The 17156-nt window shown below is 63.2% G+C and carries 16 protein-coding genes; 15 read left to right on the top strand and 1 reads right to left on the bottom strand.

Translation table 11 applies throughout. The features are described 5' to 3' along the window. The coding region (locus tag FJW06_RS06805) for a winged helix-turn-helix domain-containing protein (RefSeq protein ID WP_140749785.1) at positions 1 to 966 on the bottom strand (966 nt) is incomplete at its 3' end. 334 nt (positions 967 to 1300) lie between these two features. Between FJW06_RS06805 and FJW06_RS06800 the strand changes: the two genes are divergently transcribed. From FJW06_RS06800 to nuoN, 15 genes are all read left to right on the top strand, one after another. Next, on the top strand, positions 1301 to 1666 hold the full coding sequence (locus FJW06_RS06800) for an NADH-quinone oxidoreductase subunit A (RefSeq protein WP_040982049.1): 366 nt from the start codon (positions 1301 to 1303) through the stop codon (positions 1664 to 1666). After that, positions 1657 to 2238: an NADH-quinone oxidoreductase subunit B gene (locus FJW06_RS06795; RefSeq protein ID WP_015317338.1), complete on the top strand. Its 582-nt coding sequence runs from the start codon at positions 1657 to 1659 to the stop codon at positions 2236 to 2238. The genes FJW06_RS06800 and FJW06_RS06795 overlap by 10 nt, the downstream gene beginning before the upstream one ends. Before the next feature lie 4 nt (positions 2239 to 2242). Beyond that, positions 2243 to 2848 carry an NADH-quinone oxidoreductase subunit C gene (locus FJW06_RS06790; RefSeq protein ID WP_140749782.1) on the top strand — a complete coding sequence of 202 codons (606 nt, stop codon included), beginning with the start codon at positions 2243 to 2245 and terminating at the stop codon, positions 2846 to 2848. Positions 2849 to 2857: 9 nt separating this feature from the next. Then, positions 2858 to 4048 (top strand): NADH-quinone oxidoreductase subunit D, encoded by a 1191-nt coding sequence (locus FJW06_RS06785; protein ID WP_140749779.1) that lies wholly within the window; start codon positions 2858 to 2860, stop codon positions 4046 to 4048. Beyond that, positions 4049 to 5389 (top strand): NADH-quinone oxidoreductase subunit E, encoded by a 1341-nt coding sequence (locus FJW06_RS06780; protein ID WP_140749775.1) that lies wholly within the window; start codon positions 4049 to 4051, stop codon positions 5387 to 5389. A 10-nt stretch (positions 5390 to 5399) separates the two neighbouring features. Beyond that, the gene (gene nuoF / locus FJW06_RS06775) at positions 5400 to 6704 is read left to right on the top strand and encodes an NADH-quinone oxidoreductase subunit NuoF (RefSeq protein ID WP_140749772.1); all 1305 of its coding nucleotides are present in this window, start codon (positions 5400 to 5402) and stop codon (positions 6702 to 6704) included. 74 nt (positions 6705 to 6778) lie between these two features. After that, on the top strand, positions 6779 to 7462 hold the full coding sequence (locus FJW06_RS06770) for an NADH-ubiquinone dehydrogenase (protein WP_140749769.1): 684 nt from the start codon (positions 6779 to 6781) through the stop codon (positions 7460 to 7462). A gap of 74 nt (positions 7463 to 7536) precedes the next feature. After that, positions 7537 to 9618 (top strand): NADH-quinone oxidoreductase subunit NuoG, encoded by a 2082-nt coding sequence (nuoG, locus tag FJW06_RS06765; RefSeq protein WP_140749765.1) that lies wholly within the window; start codon positions 7537 to 7539, stop codon positions 9616 to 9618. Positions 9619 to 9620: 2 nt separating this feature from the next. Beyond that, positions 9621 to 10664 carry an NADH-quinone oxidoreductase subunit NuoH gene (gene nuoH, locus FJW06_RS06760; RefSeq protein ID WP_140749762.1) on the top strand — a complete coding sequence of 348 codons (1044 nt, stop codon included), beginning with the start codon at positions 9621 to 9623 and terminating at the stop codon, positions 10662 to 10664. Further along, positions 10664 to 11155: an NADH-quinone oxidoreductase subunit NuoI gene (gene nuoI, locus FJW06_RS06755; RefSeq protein WP_040982026.1), complete on the top strand. Its 492-nt coding sequence runs from the start codon at positions 10664 to 10666 to the stop codon at positions 11153 to 11155. Before nuoH ends, nuoI begins: the two co-directional genes overlap by 1 nt. A 127-nt stretch (positions 11156 to 11282) precedes the next feature. Further along, positions 11283 to 11903 carry an NADH-quinone oxidoreductase subunit J gene (locus tag FJW06_RS06750; protein WP_140749758.1) on the top strand — a complete coding sequence of 207 codons (621 nt, stop codon included), beginning with the start codon at positions 11283 to 11285 and terminating at the stop codon, positions 11901 to 11903. A gap of 1 nt (position 11904) precedes the next feature. Next, positions 11905 to 12213: an NADH-quinone oxidoreductase subunit NuoK gene (gene nuoK, locus FJW06_RS06745; protein ID WP_040982022.1), complete on the top strand. Its 309-nt coding sequence runs from the start codon at positions 11905 to 11907 to the stop codon at positions 12211 to 12213. 11 nt (positions 12214 to 12224) lie between these two features. After that, on the top strand, positions 12225 to 14198 hold the full coding sequence (gene nuoL / locus FJW06_RS06740; protein ID WP_140749754.1) for an NADH-quinone oxidoreductase subunit L: 1974 nt from the start codon (positions 12225 to 12227) through the stop codon (positions 14196 to 14198). Next, positions 14198 to 15703: an NADH-quinone oxidoreductase subunit M gene (locus tag FJW06_RS06735; RefSeq protein WP_140749750.1), complete on the top strand. Its 1506-nt coding sequence runs from the start codon at positions 14198 to 14200 to the stop codon at positions 15701 to 15703. Before nuoL ends, FJW06_RS06735 begins: the two co-directional genes overlap by 1 nt. A gap of 14 nt (positions 15704 to 15717) precedes the next feature. Further along, complete coding sequence (nuoN, locus tag FJW06_RS06730) at positions 15718 to 17154, top strand: NADH-quinone oxidoreductase subunit NuoN (protein WP_140749746.1); 1437 nt, start codon at positions 15718 to 15720, stop codon at positions 17152 to 17154. The last annotated feature ends 2 nt before the right edge of the window (positions 17155 to 17156 follow it).

The following is a 17156-nucleotide window of genomic DNA, read 5'->3' as shown; positions in this document are numbered from 1 at the left end:
CACATAATAGCCGTTTTGGCGATTTTGCGCCGGCGTGTAGATCTCGATCCGGTAGCGGAAATTGAAAAGCTTTTCCGTACGGGTGCGTTCGAAGACGACCGGATCGAAAGGCGCAAGCAAGGCGCGGGCTTCGATCCGGCGGGGAAAACGGGCATCCTTGTGGAGATAGGCTGTTTTGTCCCAGCCTTCGACCTTCACCGGCAGCAATTCGCCAGTTTCGACCAGTTCCTCGATGCGGTCCTTCGTGTCCCCCGGCGCGAGGCGGAAATAGTCGCGCAGGTCGCCATAGGTGGCGATGCCGTGGGCGCGTGCCGAGATGCGCAGTAATTCCCGATGCGCGTCCTCGACTGAGGGTGCGGGCAGGTCGAGCACGGCCTGCGGCAAAACGCGCTCGGGCAGATCGTAATAGCGTTCGAAGCCGCGCCGGTAGGCGGTGGTGATGCGCCCGGCCCAGAACAGCCATTCGAAAGCGTGCTTGGCCTCACTCCAGCCCCACCAGCCGCCATTGCCCTTGTGGCCCTCGATGTCGGAGGCCGCGATCGGCCCGCGATCGGCGACCTCTCTATATATCTCGTCGATCATTTCCTTGCGTTCGCGGCCCCATTTCGCCAGGCCGAGATACATCTCCTCGCCTTGCTCGGCGCGCTGCATGCGCCAGCGCATCAGCGGGTAGGTCTCCACGGGCAGGAACGATGCCTCATGCGCCCAATATTCAAAGATCGCGCGCTTGCGGGTGACGGCGGCGTTATCAAGCAGCGACAGCGGGTAGGGGCCGAGGCGCGAATAGAGCGGCATGTAGTGCGCGCGTACCACGGCGCTCACGGAATCGATCTGCAGCAGGCCGGTTCGCGAAAGCACGCGCGAAAGGTGGCGGCGATCCGGAACTCCTGCCGGGCGACGGTCGTTGAATCCTTGCGCGCCGAGCGCGATGCGCCTGGCCATGGCGAGCGAGATTTTCTCCTTCATCAAGGTGTCCTTGCCCCGATCGTCCGTTGGATTTTTAGCCGGTGATTCCGGCCATGCTAGCAGGCAGATGGCGGGAGATATGTCAGGAGAGGAAAGTGGAGTAAAAAGTGAAGGAAATCAACAAGAGCGGATCGGACCAGTTTCTTCCGATAAGCCGTCCAGGGCCGCGATTTGAACAAGGTTTGACTTGCGTCACCGAAACCGCTGCGCTAACCCTCGCCGCGTTGCAGCATGGGCCCTCCTAAAACGGTTCAGCGGTTAAACTGTCACGCTTCCGCATTAGAGTTCGTTGCTGTAATCAAAGTGAACTGCCCCGCCGAAGGAAAGCCGCCGCATGAGCGCACTCCTGAGTTCGTATCTGCCCATCGTCCTGTTCATCGCCGTGGCGATGATCGTCGGTCTCGCGCTTATCGTCGCGCCCTTCCTGGTGGCCTATCGCAACCCCGATCCGGAAAAGCTTTCCGCCTACGAATGCGGGTTCAATTCTTTCGACGACGCCCGCATGAAGTTCGACATCCGTTTCTACCTGGTATCGATCCTGTTCATCATCTTCGATCTCGAGGTCGCCTTCCTGTTCCCATGGGCGGTGTCCTTCTCGAAGCTCGGCATGCTCGGCTTCTGGTCGATGATGGTGTTTCTGGCGGTGCTGACCATCGGCTTTGCCTATGAATGGAAAAAAGGAGCGCTGGAATGGGATTGAACGACAGTTCAGGCACCCTCGTCGCGCCGAAGCCCAAGGGCATCATCGATCCCAACACCGGAAGGCCGGTGGGGGAGGACGATCCCTTCTTCCTCGAAATCAACAATGAGTTGGCCGACAAGGGTTTCCTTGTCACCTCGACCGAAGCGCTGATCACCTGGGCGCGCAGCGGCTCGCTGATGTTCATGACCTTCGGCCTCGCGTGCTGCGCGGTCGAGATGATCCACACCTCGATGCCGCGCTACGACTCGGAGCGTTTCGGCGTCGCGCCGCGCGCGTCGCCGCGCCAGTCCGACATCATGATCGTCGCCGGCACGCTGACCAACAAGATGGCGCCGGCGCTGCGCAAGGTCTACGACCAGATGCCGGAGCCGCGCTACGTCATCTCAATGGGCTCCTGCGCCAATGGCGGCGGCTACTACCATTATTCTTATTCGGTGGTGCGCGGCTGCGACCGCGTCGTGCCCGTCGACATCTATGTGCCCGGCTGCCCGCCGAGCGCCGAAGCGCTGCTCTACGGCATTCTCCTTCTGCAGAAGAAGATCCGCCGCACCGGCACGATCGAACGGTGAGCCGATGACCCTGGCGTTGGACGAACTCTCCACCTATCTCGGCGAGAAGCTGTCCGGCCGCATCGGCGAAGCCGTGCTTGCCTATGGCGAACTGACCGTTTCGGTCGAGCCGGGCAATCTGATCGAGGTGGCGACCTTCCTGCGTGACGATCCGCGCTGTCAGTTCATCTCGATCATCGACATATGTGGCGCCGACTACCCGTCGCGTGCCAGGCGCTTCGATGTCGTCTATCACCTTCTGTCGCCGAAGCAGAATGTGCGCATCCGCCTCAAGGTCCAGGCCGACGAGGAAACGCTGGTGCCGTCGCTGACCGCGGTCTATCCCGGCGCCGACTGGTACGAACGCGAGACCTATGACCTTTACGGCGTGCTGTTCAGCGGCCATCCGGATCTGCGCCGCATCCTTACCGACTACGGTTTCGAGGGGCACCCGCTACGCAAGGATTTCCCCCTGACCGGCTTTGTCGAGGTTCGCTACGACGACGAGGCCAAGCGGGTCATCTACGAGCCGGTGGAATTGAAGCAGGAATTCAGAAACTTCGACTTCTTGAGCCCGTGGGAAGGAACGGATTACGTCCTTCCCGGGGATGAGAAGGCGAAGGCAAATTGAGGCGCCACAATGGCTGAAACCTCCGTCCGCAACTTCAACATCAACTTCGGTCCGCAGCATCCTGCGGCGCACGGCGTTTTGCGCCTGGTGCTGGAGTTGGACGGCGAGGTGGTCGACCGTGTCGATCCGCATATCGGCCTGCTGCATCGCGGCACCGAGAAGCTGATGGAGGCAAAGACCTACCTGCAGGCTGTGCCTTATCTCGACCGTCTCGACTATTGTGCGCCGATGAACCAGGAGCATGCCTTCGCGCTCGCGGCCGAGCGGCTGCTCGGCGTCGAGGTGCCGAAGCGCGGGCAGTTGATCCGCGTGCTCTATTCCGAGATGGGCCGCATCATGTCGCACATCCTCAATGTGACGACGCAGGCGATGGATGTCGGCGCGCTGACGCCGCCGCTGTGGGGCTTCGTCGAACGCGAAAAGCTGATGGTGTTCTATGAGCGCGCCTCGGGCTCGCGCATGCATGCGGCCTATTTCCGGCCGGGCGGCGTGCACCAGGACCTGCCGCAGAAACTGGTCGAGGACATCGGCAAGTGGATCGATCCGTTCCTGAAGTCGATCGACGACCTCGACGCGCTTTTGACCGGCAACCGTATCTTCAAGCAGCGCAACGTCGATATCGGCACGGTGTCGCTGGCCGACGCCTGGGCCTGGGGCTTTTCGGGCGTGATGGTGCGCGGCTCGGGCGCGGCCTGGGATCTGCGCAAATCGCAGCCCTATGAATGCTATTCCGAGATGGATTTCGACATTCCGGTCGGCAAGAACGGCGACTGCTATGACCGTTACCTCGTGCGCATGGAAGAGATGCGCCAGTCGGCCAAGATCATGCGCCAGTGCGTGGATCTGTTGCTCGGCAAGGAAAGCGCCGGCCCGGTGTCCAACCTCGACGGCAAGGTGGTCCCGCCGAAGCGCGCGGCGATGAAGCGCTCGATGGAAGCGCTGATCCATCACTTCAAGCTCTATACCGAGGGCTATCGCGTGCCGGCCGGCGAGGTCTATGCCGCCGTCGAGGCGCCGAAGGGCGAGTTCGGCGTCTATCTGGTCTCCGACGGCACCAACAAACCCTATCGCTGCAAGCTGCGCGCGCCCGGCTTCGCGCATCTGCAGGCCATGGACTTCCTGTGCCGCGGCCACATGCTGGCCGATGTCACCGCCGTGCTTGGCTCCCTCGACATCGTGTTTGGTGAGGTCGATCGCTAAATGTCAGTCCGCCGTCTTGCAGAAGCCAGCCTCCAGCCAGCCTCGTTCGCCTTCAACAAGGAGAACGCGGCGGCGGCTGAGCAGTGGATCGCCAAATACCCGAAAGGGCGCGAGCAGTCGGCCATCATTCCGCTGTTGATGCTAGCGCAGGAGCAGGAAGGCTGGGTCACCAAGGCGGCGATCGAGACGATCTCGGACATGCTCGGCATGCCGCGCATCCGCGGCCTCGAAGTCGCGACCTTCTATACGCAGTACCAGCTCAATCCGGTCGGCACCCGCGCCCATATCCAAGTCTGCGGCACCACGCCCTGCATGCTGCGGGGCTCGGAAGCGCTGATGGATGTGTGCCGGTCGAAGATCCATCACGACCAGTTCCACACCAACGACAAAGGCACGCTGTCGTGGGAGGAGGTCGAATGCCTTGGCGCCTGCGTCAACGCACCGATGGTCATGATCTTCAAGGACACTTTCGAGGACCTGACGCCTGAGCGTCTGGCCGAGATCATCGATCTCTACGACGCCGGCAAGGGCGCCGAGGTCAAGCCCGGCCCACAGAACGGCCGCCACGGGTCCGAACCGGCCGATGGTTTGAAGACGCTGACAGATGAAAAGGCGATCCTGAAGTCGACGCGCGACAAGGAAGCCAAGGCGGCCGCGAAGGCCGCCAAGGATGCCGCCGCCGCGGCGCCGGCTGCTGCTCCTGCCGCAACCTCGCAGACGGTACCTGCCGCAGGCCCTGCACCCGCTGCGCCAGCGGTTTCGGCGCCATCTGCCTCGGGCCCGGTTGCACCGTCCAAGTCCAGCAAGCCGAAGACGCATGCTGCTGAAACCAGCCCGGCGCTCAACACGCCGTCGCCGGTCAAGGTCGCCCCGGCCACCGAGAACGGCGCCAGCGTCAGGGCGCCGCGCCATTCGGCGGCCAATGCCAACCAAGCTGCTCCGGAAGTCGAGGCTGTTGCCAAGCCGCGCAGCGGGCCTCAGGTGAAAGCCGAACCGGCCAGCGCCTTCAAAGCGCCGGAAACCAAGCAACCGGTCGCCAAGACGACGAAGCCTTCGCTGGAGGACAAGAACCGGCCCGCCGGCATCGAGCGCCCGGCGACAGTCGACGATCTCAAGCTGATCTCCGGCGTCGGCCCGAAGATCGAAGCGATCCTGCATTCGCTGGGTATTTACACCTTCGCGCAGGTCGCCGGCTGGAAGAAGGCCGAGCGCGAATGGGTCGACGGCTATCTCAATTTCCGCGGCCGCATCGAGCGCGACGACTGGGTGAAGCAGGCCAAGGCGCTCGCCAAGGGCGGCGTCGCCGAATACATTCGCGTCTTCGGCAAGAAGCCGGTCTGAGGGACGAAAAATGCTTCAGGACAAAGACCGCATCTTCACCAACATCTACGGCCTGTTCGACAAGTCGCTGGCCGGCGCGCAGTCGCGCGGCATCTGGGACGATACGCCCGGCCTCATCGCCAAGGGCCGCGACTGGATCGTCAACGAGATGAAAGCGTCCGGCCTGCGCGGCCGCGGCGGTGCCGGCTTTCCGACCGGGCTGAAGTGGTCGTTCATGCCCAAGCAGAGCGACGGGCGCCCGAGCTATCTGGTCATCAACGCCGATGAATCCGAGCCCGGCACCTGCAAGGACCGCGATATCCTGCGCAACGATCCGCACACGCTGGTCGAGGGCGCGCTGGTCGCCGGCTTCGCCATGGGCGCGGTCGCGGCCTATATCTATGTGCGCGGCGAGTTCATCCGCGAACGCGAGGCGCTGCAGCGCGCGATCGACGAGGCTTACGCAGCCAAGCTCATCGGCAAGAACAACACGTCCGGCTACGACTTCGACGTCTATATGCATCATGGCGCCGGCGCCTATATCTGCGGCGAGGAGACGGCGCTTCTCGAAAGCCTCGAAGGCAAGAAGGGCCAGCCGCGGCTGAAGCCGCCATTCCCGGCCAATGTCGGCCTCTATGGCTGCCCGACCACTGTCAACAATGTCGAATCGATCGCGGTGGCGCCGACCGTCCTGCGTCGCGGAGCAGCCTGGTTCTCGTCCTTCGGCCGGCCGAACAATGCCGGCACCAAGCTGTTCTGCGTGTCCGGCCACGTCAACAATCCGTGCACTTTCGAAGAGGCGATGTCGATCCCGTTCCGGGAACTCATCGAGACGCATTGCGGCGGCATCCGTGGCGGTTGGGACAATCTGCTCGCGGTCATTCCGGGCGGCGCTTCGGTGCCGCTGGTGCCGGCTGAGCAGATCATGGACGCACCGATGGATTTCGACGCGCTGCGCGATCTGAAATCCGGCCTCGGCACGGCGGCCGTCATCGTCATGGACAAGTCGACGGATGTCGTGAAGGCGATCGCCAGGCTGTCTTATTTCTACAAGCATGAGAGCTGCGGCCAGTGCACCCCGTGCCGCGAAGGCACCGGCTGGATGTGGCGGGTGATGGAGCGGCTGGTGCGCGGCGAGGCGCAAAAGCGCGAGATCGACATGCTGCTCGACGTTACCAAGCAGGTCGAAGGCCACACGATCTGTGCGCTGGGCGACGCGGCGGCCTGGCCGATCCAAGGTCTGATGCGGCATTTCCGCGGCGAGGTGGAACGCCGCATCGACGAGTTTTCGCGCAACGCGCACCGGGTCGAGCCGGTGATGGTGGCGGCGGAATAAGACTTCGAAATACGGGCGAAAGCCCAGACTGAAAGCAGGGGCGGGGCATACGAAGAAACGACCAGGAGCTCTCTATGGCGCCGTATTCGATACCCTACCCGTTCGTGCCTGATTTGGACCAACTCGAGAAAATGAACCAGGACCTGACCAAGATGATGCCGAAGGAGATGGCCAGTGCCGTCAACCTTCTGGCGCATCCGGTCGCGGGTGCGGCCGCGATGTCGGCGCTCAGCATCGGTCTTGCCAACCATGCCGTCGGCATGTGGATGGGTGCGTTCACCGGCGCGATGGAAGCCTCGCAGCGCATGTTTCAGCCTTTCCTCGACGACCTCGAGGCGCAGAACGAAGCGGCGGCCAACGCCTCCAAGGCGCGCAAGGCGACCGATACGCTGATCGCCAGGGCGCAGAACTTCGCCAGGGACGTGACGGACATCGCGGCGAACGCGACCGAGAAGGCGCTCGACGCGACCGGGACAGGTCTTGTCGCCCAACCGGCCGCAACCGGGCTGATGCCGGAAGATTTCAGGCAGCCGAAGGCAATCGACAAGCCGGCTAAGCCGTCGGACCTGAAGGCGATTTCGGGTATCGGGCCGAAGCTGGAGAAGGTGCTCAACGGGCTCGGTATCTGGACCTATGGCCAGATCGCTGCCTGGACGTCGGAAGAGATCGCCTGGGTGGAAGATTATCTGTCGCTTGCCGGCCGCATCGGCCGCGACGATTGGACTGCCCAGGCCGCGGCGCTCGCCGCGAAGAAGTGAATTGAGATGCCGGGCGCGGCCCAGGTCGCGCGCGGAAAGATAGATTGCGGGACATCCGCAGGGGTTTGAGGCGAATGGCAAAGCTAAAGGTCGACGGGAAAGAGATCACGGTACCCGACCATTACACGCTGCTGCAGGCGGCCGAGGACGCCGGCGCGGAAGTGCCGCGCTTCTGCTTCCATGAGCGGCTGTCGATCGCCGGCAATTGCCGGATGTGCCTGATCGAGGTGAAGGGCGGGCCGCCCAAGCCGCAGGCGTCCTGCGCCATGGGCGTGCGCGACCTGCGCCCAGGCCCGAATGGCGAGCCGCCTGAAATCTTCACCAACACGCCCATGGTCAAGAAGGCCCGCGAAGGCGTGATGGAATTCCTGCTGATCAACCATCCGCTGGACTGCCCGATCTGCGACCAAGGCGGCGAATGCGACCTGCAGGACCAGGCGATGGCCTTCGGCGTCGATTCCTCGCGCTATCACGAGAACAAGCGCGCGGTCGAAGACAAGTATATCGGCCCGCTGGTCAAGACGGTGATGAACCGCTGCATCCACTGCACGCGCTGCGTCCGCTTCACTACCGAGGTCGCCGGCATTTCCGAACTCGGCCTGATCGGCCGCGGCGAGGATGCCGAGATCACCACCTATCTCGAACAAGCGATGACGTCGGAGCTGCAGGGCAATGTCATCGATCTGTGCCCGGTCGGCGCACTGACCTCCAAGCCGTTCGCCTTCCAGGCGCGGCCGTGGGAACTGACCAAGACGGAATCGATCGACGTGATGGACGCCGTCGGCTCGGCGATCCGCGTCGACTCCAGAGGGCGCGAAGTGATGCGCATCCTGCCGCGCGTCAACGAGGCGGTTAACGAGGAGTGGATCTCCGACAAGACCCGCTTCATCTGGGACGGCCTGCGCACGCAGCGCCTCGATCGCCCCTATGTCCGCAAAGACGGCAAGCTGGTTCCGGCAAGCTGGGCCGAAGCCTTCGCCGCGATCAAGGAACAGGTATCGAAGACGGCCCCGGAGCGGATCGGCGCGATCGCCGGCGACCTCGCCGCGGTCGAGGAAATCTATGCGCTCAAGCTCTTGATGGCGGCGCTCGGCTCGAAGAACACCGACTGCCGCCAGGATGGCGCAGCGCTCGATCCCTCGCTCGGCCGTGCCAGCTACATCTTCAATCCGACCATCGAAGGCATCGAGCAGGCCGACGCGGTGCTGATCATCGGCGCCAATCCGCGCTTCGAGGCCTCGGTGCTCAACGCCCGCATCCGCAAGCGCTGGCGCGTCGGCAACCTGCCGGTCGGCGTCATCGGCGAGATCGGTGATACGCGTTACGACTATGAGCTGATCGGCGCGGGCCCGGAATCGCTCAAGGATCTGGCCGGCGGCAACGGCAAGTTCTTCGAGATACTGAGCAAGGCCACGCATCCGCTGATCATCGTCGGCCAGGGCGCGCTGGCGCGCGCCGACGGCGCCGCGGTGCTCGGCCAGGCGGCAAAGCTCACGACCGCCGTCAACGCGGTCACCGCCGAATGGAACGGCTTTGCGGTGCTGCACAACGCCGCTGCGCGCGTCGGCGGCCTCGATGTCGGCTTCGTGCCGGGCGAGGGCGGCAAGGACGTCGCCGGCATGCTTGTCGACACCGATCTGCTTTTCCTGCTCGGCGCCGACGAAATCGACATGGCCAGGACCGGCGGCGCCTTCGTCGTTTATATCGGCACGCATGGCGATGCCGGCGCGCACCGCGCCAATGTCATCCTGCCGGCAGCCGCCTACACGGAAAAGTCGGGCACCTATGTCAACACGGAAGGCCGCGTGCAGCAGACCAACCGCGCCGGCTTCGCTCCGGGCGAGGCGCGCGAGGACTGGGCGATCCTGCGGGCGCTGTCGGACGTGCTCGGCAAGAAGCTGCCCTTCGATTCGCTGGCGCAACTGCGCGCCAAGCTCTATGGCGAATTCCCGCATCTCGCCCGCATCGACCAGGTGCAAGCAGGCAGCGCCGACGACGTCGCCAGGGCGGCAAAGCTCGGCGGCCGGCTGAACAAGGGCACCTTCACCTCGCCGGTGAAGGACTTCTATCTCACCAACCCGATCGCGCGGGCGTCGGCCGTGATGGCCGAGTGCTCGGCGCTGGCCAAGAGCGGCTTCAAGCAGGCGGCGGAATAAGCATGGACACCTTCTTCTCCTTCTACATGCTGCCGGCGCTGCTGATCCTGTTGAAGTCGGTCGTGCTGATCGTCGTGCTTCTGATCGGCGTCGCCTACCTGCTCTATGCCGACCGCAAGATCTGGGCGGCGGTGCAACTGCGTCGCGGCCCGAACGTCGTCGGTCCGTGGGGCACGCTGCAGGCTTTTGCCGACCTTCTGAAATTCGTCTTCAAGGAGCCGGTGATCCCGTCGGGCGCCAACAAGGGCGTGTTCCTTCTGGCGCCGCTGGTGTCGGCGGTGTTGGCGATCTCGGCCTGGGCGGTCATTCCGGTCAATGAGGGCTGGGCGATCGCCAACATCAATGTCGGCATCCTCTATGTCTTTGCCATCTCCTCGCTCGAGGTCTATGGCGTGATCATGGGCGGCTGGGCGTCAAACTCGAAATATCCGTTCCTCGGCGCGCTGCGCTCGGCCGCGCAGATGGTGTCCTACGAAGTCTCGATCGGCTTCGTCATCGTCACCGTGCTGCTCTGCGTCGGCTCGCTCAACCTCTCCGACATTGTCATGTCGCAGCAGGACGGGCTCGGCACCAAGCTCGGCCTGCCCAACACCTTCCTCGACTGGCACTGGCTCTCGCTGTTTCCGATGTTCGTGATCTTCTTCATCTCCGCGCTTGCCGAGACGAACCGCCCCCCCTTCGACCTTGTGGAGGCGGAATCGGAACTCGTCGCCGGGCACATGGTTGAGTATTCGTCGACGCCGTTCCTGCTCTTCTTCCTCGGCGAATATGTCGCCGTCGTCCTGATGTGCGCGCTGGCGACCATCCTGTTCCTCGGCGGCTGGCTGCCGCCGTTCAATTTCGCGCCTTTCACCTGGGTGCCGGGGGTGATCTGGTTCGTGCTGAAGATCTGCCTGATGTTCTTCATGTTCTCGATGGTGAAGGCTTTTGTGCCGCGCTACCGCTACGACCAGCTGATGCGGCTGGGCTGGAAAGTCTTCCTGCCGATTTCGCTATTCATGGTCGTCGCCACCGCGGCCTTCCTCAAGATCACGGGGTTTGCGTGATGTCCGCTCTGGCCCAGGCCGCAAAATCGCTGCTGCTGAAGGATTTCGTCAGCGCCTTCTTTCTGTCGATGCGCCAGTTCTTCGCGCCGAAGGAAACGATCAACTATCCGCACGAGAAGGGGCCGACCAGCCCGCGCTTCCGCGGCGAACATGCGCTGCGCCGTTATCCGAATGGCGAGGAACGCTGCATCGCCTGCAAGCTGTGCGAAGCGATCTGCCCGGCGCAGGCGATCACCATCGAGGCCGGGCCGCGCCGCAATGACGGCACGCGCCGCACCGTGCGCTACGACATCGACATGGTGAAGTGCATCTATTGCGGCTTCTGCCAGGAAGCCTGCCCTGTCGACGCCATCGTCGAGGGGCCGAATTTCGAATTCGCGACCGAGACGCGCGAGGAGCTTTACTACAACAAGGAAAAGCTACTCGCGAACGGCGATCGCTGGGAGCGTGAGCTGGCGCGCAACATCGCGCTGGACGCGCCATATCGCTGATATTTGACGCATGGACGAGGCAGGGGGCCTCGTTTAAGGACAGTGCGGCTTCGATACCGGAGGCGGGACGAAGCCTAGGACAATGGAGAGGGCAGATGTCCGATCCGACAGGAACCCGGGGGAACCCATGCTGAGTGGATTAGAGGCGGCGTTTTTCTACCTCTTCGCCTTTATCGCCGTGGCGTCGGCCTTCATGGTCATTTCGTCGCGCAACCCCGTGCATTCGGTGCTCTTCCTGATCCTCACCTTCTTCAACGCCGCTGGCCTCTTCATGCTGACCGGCGCCGAGTTCCTGGCGATGATTCTGCTCGTCGTCTATGTCGGCGCGGTGATGGTGTTGTTCCTGTTCGTCGTCATGATGCTCGACGTCGATTTCGCCGAGATGAAAGAGGGTGCCCTGCAATACGCCCCGATCGGCGCGCTGGTCGGGCTGATCCTGGCGGCGGAGCTGATCGTCGTGCTTGGCGGCTACACATTCGCGCCGCAGCTTGCCTCGACGGTCGCAAAGACAACGCCGGATCTCGCCACGCGCTCCAACACGGCGGCGCTCGGCGACATCCTCTACACGGACTATCTCTATTATTTCCAGATTTCCGGCCTGGTGCTGCTGGTTGCCATGATCGGCGCCATCGTGCTGACGCTGCGCCACAAGGAGGGCGTCAAGCGGCAGTCGATCGCCGCGCAGGTCGCCCGCACGCCGGCGACGGGCATGGAAATCCGCAAGGTCAAATCGGGCGAGGGTATCTGAGATGGTCGTCGGCATTGCACATTACCTGACCGTATCGGCGATCCTGTTCACGCTCGGCGTGTTCGGCATCTTCCTGAACCGCCGCAACATCATCGTCATCCTGATGTCGGTCGAGCTCATCCTGCTTGCGGTCAACATCAATTTCGTCGCGTTCTCGGCGGCGCTGCATGACCTCGTCGGACAGGTGTTCGCCCTGTTCGTGCTGACCGTCGCGGCCGCTGAAGCCGCGATCGGTCTTGCCATTCTTGTCGTCTTCTTCCGTAACCGCGGCTCGATCGCGGTCGAAGACGTGAGCGCGATGAAGGGTTGACGGGAACCATCATGTACCAGGCTATCGTCTTCCTTCCGCTGCTTGGCTTCCTCATTGTCGGCCTGTTCGGCAATTCGCTCGGCGCCAAGGCTTCCGAATACATCACCTCCGGCTTCCTGGTGATCGCGGCGGTCCTGTCGTGGGTCGCGTTCTTCACCGTCGGCTTCGGCCATGGCGAGGTGTTCACCGTGCCGGTGCTGCGCTGGATCCAGTCGGGCGGCATCGACGCGTCCTGGGCGCTCAGGATCGACACGCTGACGGTGGTGATGCTGATCGTCGTCAACACCGTGTCGGCGCTGGTCCACATCTATTCGATCGGCTACATGCACCACGATCCGAATCGGCCGCGCTTCTTCGCCTATCTGTCGCTGTTCACCTTCGCGATGCTGATGCTGGTGACGGCCGACAACCTGATCCAGATGTTCTTCGGCTGGGAAGGCGTCGGTCTCGCTTCCTACCTGCTGATCGGCTTCTGGTACAAGAAGCCGTCGGCCAATGCGGCGGCGATCAAGGCCTTCGTCGTCAACCGCGTCGGCGACTTCGGCTTCGCGCTCGGCATCTTTGGTGTCTTCGTGCTGTTCGGCTCGGTCAATCTGAGCACCGTGTTTGCCAATGCGGCCTCGTTCCTGCCCGCAGAAGGCGCGCCGGCGGGTGCCGCCGTGCTCACCTTCCTTGGCCATGCGCTCGACAAGCAGACGGCGCTGACGGTGGTCTGCCTGCTGCTCTTCATGGGCGCCATGGGCAAATCGGCGCAGGTGCCGCTGCACACCTGGCTGCCGGACGCCATGGAAGGCCCGACCCCGGTCTCCGCGCTCATCCATGCCGCGACCATGGTGACCGCCGGCGTCTTCATGCTGGCGAGGCTGTCGCCGCTGTTCGAGCTGTCGCATACGGCGCTGACCGTCGTCACCTTCATCGGCGCCTTCACCGCCTTCTTCGCGGCGACCGTCGGCCTCGTCCAGAACGACATCAAGCGCGTCATTGCCTATTCGACCTGCTCTCAGCTCGGCTACATGTTCGTGGCGCTTGGCGTCGGCGCTTATGGCGCGGCGATCTTCCATTTGTTCACGCACGCCTTCTTCAAGGCGCTGCTGTTCCTCGGCTCCGGCTCGGTCATCCACGCCGTGTCCGACGAGCAGGACATGCGCAAGATGGGCGGGCTGCGCAGGCTGATCCCGACCACCTACTGGATGATGATTATCGGCACCCTGGCGCTGACCGGTGTCGGCATCCCGGCGACGGTGATCGGCACAGCGGGCTTCTTCTCCAAGGATGCCATCATCGCAACCTCCTTCGCCAGCCACAATGCGGTCGCGGGCTTTGCGTTTGTCCTGCTGGTGGTCGCCGCCTGCTTCACCAGCTTCTATTCCTGGCGGCTGATCTTCATGACCTTCCACGGCGAGCCGCGCGCCAGCCACGAAGTCATGCATCATGTCCACGAATCGCCGCCGGTGATGCTGGTGCCGCTCTACGTGCTCGCCGCCGGCGCGCTGTTTGCGGGCGTCATCTTCCACGGCGCCTTCATCGGCGAGGGCTATGCCGAATTCTGGAAGGCGTCGCTGTTCACGCTGCCGGACAACCACATCCTGCACGAGATCCACGAGCTGCCGCTCTGGGTGGAACTGGCGCCCTTCGTCGCCATGGTGATCGGTCTGCTCGTCGCCTGGCAGTTCTATATCCGCAAGCCGGAGATGCCGAAGGAACTGGCGGCGCAGCATCGCGGGCTCTATGCCTTCCTGCTCAACAAGTGGTACTTCGACGAGCTCTACGACTTCCTTTTCGTGCAGCCGGCAAAACGCCTCGGCAGGTTCCTGTGGAAGACCGGTGACGGCGCCATCATCGACGGCCTCGGCCCGGACGGTATCTCGGCGCGCGTCGTCGACGTCACCAACCGCGTCGTCAAGCTGCAGACCGGTTATCTCTACCACTATGCCTTCGCCATGCTGATCGGCGTGGCCGCTCTCGTCACCTGGATGATGCTCTGATGACCGACTGGCCAATCCTCTCGCTGGTCACCTTCCTGCCGCTGGTTGGTGTTCTGCTCATCCTGTTCATCAGCGACGACAGCGAAAACGCGCGCCGCAACATCCGCGCCATCGCCTTCATCACGACGGCGTTCACTTTCGTCGTCTCGCTGTTCATCTGGACGGGCTTCGACAATTCGCAGGCCGGCTTCCAGTTCGTCGAAAAGCACGCCTGGCTGGATTCCGGCATCTCCTACCATATGGGCGTCGACGGCATCTCGATGCTGTTCGTCATCCTGACGACCTTCCTGATGCCGCTCTGCATCCTCGCCTCGTGGGACGCGATCGAGAAGCGGGTCAAGGCCTATATGATCGCCTTCCTGATCCTCGAGACGCTGATGATCGGCGTGTTCTGCGCGCTCGACATCGTCTTGTTCTATGTCTTCTTCGAGGCCGGCCTGATCCCGATGTTCATCATCATCGGCGTCTGGGGCGGCAAGCGGCGCGTCTATGCCTCGTTCAAGTTCTTCCTCTATACGCTCGCCGGCTCGGTGCTGATGCTGCTCGCCATCATGGCGATGTTCTTCCAGTCGGGCACCACCGACATCACGACGCTGCTGACGCATCACTTCCCGGCCAACATGCAAACCTGGCTGTGGCTCGCCTTCTTCGCCTCCTTCGCGGTGAAGATGCCGATGTGGCCGGTGCACACCTGGCTGCCCGACGCGCACGTCGAGGCGCCGACCGCGGGCTCCGTCATCCTGGCCGGCATCCTGCTGAAGATGGGCGGGTACGGCTTTCTGCGCTTCTCGCTGCCGATGTTCCCGGAAGCGTCGGCGATGTTCGCGCCGCTGGTGTTCACGCTCTCCGTCGTTGCCATCATCTACACCTCGCTGGTGGCGCTGATGCAGGAGGACATGAAGAAGCTGATCGCCTATTCGTCGGTCGCCCATATGGGCTTCGTCACCATGGGCATCTTCGCGATGAACCAGGAAGGCGTGCAGGGCGCGATCTTCCAGATGCTCAGCCACGGCCTGGTCTCGGGCGCACTGTTCCTGTGCGTCGGCGTCATCTACGACCGCATGCACACGCGCGAGATCGACGCCTATGGCGGGCTGGTCAACAACATGCCGAAATACGCCACCGTGTTCATGATCTTCACCATGGCCAATGTCGGCCTTCCAGGCACCAGCGGCTTCATCGGCGAATTCCTGACCATGCTCGGCGTCTTCCGGGTCAACACATGGGTGGCGTTCTTCGCCGCAACCGGCGTCATCCTGTCGGCGGCTTACGCGCTGTGGCTCTATCGCCGTGTGATCTTCGGCGCGCTGACCAAGGACAGCCTGAAGAATCTGTTGGATCTGTCGCCGCGCGAGAAGGCGATCATTTACCCGCTGGTGGTGCTGGTCATCTTCTTCGGCGTCTACCCTGCGCCGGTGTTCGATGCGACGGCCCAATCGGTCAAGACGCTCGTCACCAACGTGACCGCATCCATCAATTCCGCGCAGACCGCGGCGGCGAACTGACTGGGGAATAGACTATGACGCCGGACCTTCTCTCCAGCCTTTCGCTCTCGACGCCGGAGCTTATCCTCGCCGTGGGCGCGCTGGTGCTCCTGATGATCGGGGCCTATTCGCGCTCGAACAGCACCATGACCGTGGCCGGCCTTGCCGTCCTCGTGCTGGTGGTGGCCGGCCTGTGGCTTGCCTTCTCCGGCGGGCAGGGCGCTGCCTATGGCGGCGCCTTCGTGCAGGATTCCTTCGGCGCCTTCATGAAGATGCTGGCGCTGATCGGCTCGGCGGTGACGCTGATCATGTCGATGCGCTTTGCGCGCCAAGAACATTTCGACAAGTTCGAGTTCCCGGTGCTTATCCTGCTCTGCACGCTCGGCATGATGCTGATGATCTCGGCCAACGGCATGATCGGACTCTATCTCGGGCTCGAGCTGCAGTCGCTGGCGATCTACGTGCTGGCGGCCATCAACCGCGACAATCTGCGCTCGACCGAGGCGGGCCTGAAATATTTTGTCCTCGGCGCGCTGTCGTCGGGTATGCTGCTCTACGGCATCAGCCTCGTCTACGGCTACACCGGCAACACCGGTTTCCAAGAGATCGCGACGGCGCTTGGCAGCGGCGAGCGCCAGCTCGGCCTCATCTTCGGCTTGGTGTTCGTGCTCGCAGGCCTCGCCTTCAAGATCTCGGCCGTGCCGTTCCACATGTGGACGCCGGATGTCTATGAAGGCGCGCCGACGCCGATCACGGCCTTCCTGGCCGCCGCGCCGAAAATGGCGGCGATGGCGCTGATCGTGCGCGTCACCATGGGCGCCTTCAAGCCGGTCTCCTCGGACTGGCAGCAGATCATCGTCTTCATCTCGATCGCCTCGATGGCGCTGGGCTCGTTCGCCGCAATCGGGCAGACCAACATCAAGCGGCTGATGGCCTATTCCTCGATCGGCCATATGGGCTACGCGCTGGTCGGCCTTGCCGCCAACAGCCAGGCCGGCGTGCGCGGCGTCGTCATCTACATGCTGATCTATCTGGTGATGACGCTCGGCACCTTCGCCTTCATCCTCGCCATGCGGCGCAAGGAAGGCAATGTCGAGCAGATCAGCGATCTTGCCGGCCTGGCCTCGACCAATCCGATCATGGCCACCATCCTCACCATCCTGATGTTCTCGCTGGCCGGCATTCCGCCGCTCGCCGGCTTCTGGGGGAAGTGGTACGTGTTCCTCGCCGCCATCAACGCGCATCTCTATGCGCTGGCGATCATCGGCGTTCTGGCTTCGGTGGTGGGCGCCTATTATTACCTGCGCATCATCAAGATCATGTGGTTCGACGAGCCGGTCGGCGGCTTCGTGCCGATGGCGAGCGAGTTGCGCCTGGTGCTCGGCGTCAGCGGCGCCTTCGTGCTGTTCTACGTGCTGATCGGCGGACCGATCGGCAATTATGCCGAAGCCGCCGCCAAGACCTTCTTCTGACG

Origin of the sequence: Mesorhizobium sp. B4-1-3, from assembly GCF_006439355.1 — a bacterium.
GTDB lineage: Bacteria > Pseudomonadota > Alphaproteobacteria > Rhizobiales > Rhizobiaceae > Mesorhizobium.
Note: the sequence above shows the minus strand (reverse complement) of the source record. Positions and strands in the feature narration are given on the sequence as shown.

What these genes read in the sequence shown, in the direction of transcription:
- FJW06_RS06800 (WP_040982049.1), top strand. Translation starts at nt 1,301, where the DNA reads ATGAGCGCACTCCTGAGTTCGTATCTGCCCATCGTCCTGTTCATCGCC.
- FJW06_RS06795 (WP_015317338.1), top strand. Translation starts at nt 1,657, where the DNA reads ATGGGATTGAACGACAGTTCAGGCACCCTCGTCGCGCCGAAGCCCAAG.
- FJW06_RS06790 (WP_140749782.1), top strand. Translation starts at nt 2,243, where the DNA reads ATGACCCTGGCGTTGGACGAACTCTCCACCTATCTCGGCGAGAAGCTG.
- FJW06_RS06785 (WP_140749779.1), top strand. Translation starts at nt 2,858, where the DNA reads ATGGCTGAAACCTCCGTCCGCAACTTCAACATCAACTTCGGTCCGCAG.
- FJW06_RS06780 (WP_140749775.1), top strand. Translation starts at nt 4,049, where the DNA reads ATGTCAGTCCGCCGTCTTGCAGAAGCCAGCCTCCAGCCAGCCTCGTTC.
- nuoF (WP_140749772.1), top strand. Translation starts at nt 5,400, where the DNA reads ATGCTTCAGGACAAAGACCGCATCTTCACCAACATCTACGGCCTGTTC.
- FJW06_RS06770 (WP_140749769.1), top strand. Translation starts at nt 6,779, where the DNA reads ATGGCGCCGTATTCGATACCCTACCCGTTCGTGCCTGATTTGGACCAA.
- nuoG (WP_140749765.1), top strand. Translation starts at nt 7,537, where the DNA reads ATGGCAAAGCTAAAGGTCGACGGGAAAGAGATCACGGTACCCGACCAT.
- nuoH (WP_140749762.1), top strand. Translation starts at nt 9,621, where the DNA reads ATGGACACCTTCTTCTCCTTCTACATGCTGCCGGCGCTGCTGATCCTG.
- nuoI (WP_040982026.1), top strand. Translation starts at nt 10,664, where the DNA reads ATGTCCGCTCTGGCCCAGGCCGCAAAATCGCTGCTGCTGAAGGATTTC.
- FJW06_RS06750 (WP_140749758.1), top strand. Translation starts at nt 11,283, where the DNA reads ATGCTGAGTGGATTAGAGGCGGCGTTTTTCTACCTCTTCGCCTTTATC.
- nuoK (WP_040982022.1), top strand. Translation starts at nt 11,905, where the DNA reads ATGGTCGTCGGCATTGCACATTACCTGACCGTATCGGCGATCCTGTTC.
- nuoL (WP_140749754.1), top strand. Translation starts at nt 12,225, where the DNA reads ATGTACCAGGCTATCGTCTTCCTTCCGCTGCTTGGCTTCCTCATTGTC.
- FJW06_RS06735 (WP_140749750.1), top strand. Translation starts at nt 14,198, where the DNA reads ATGACCGACTGGCCAATCCTCTCGCTGGTCACCTTCCTGCCGCTGGTT.
- nuoN (WP_140749746.1), top strand. Translation starts at nt 15,718, where the DNA reads ATGACGCCGGACCTTCTCTCCAGCCTTTCGCTCTCGACGCCGGAGCTT.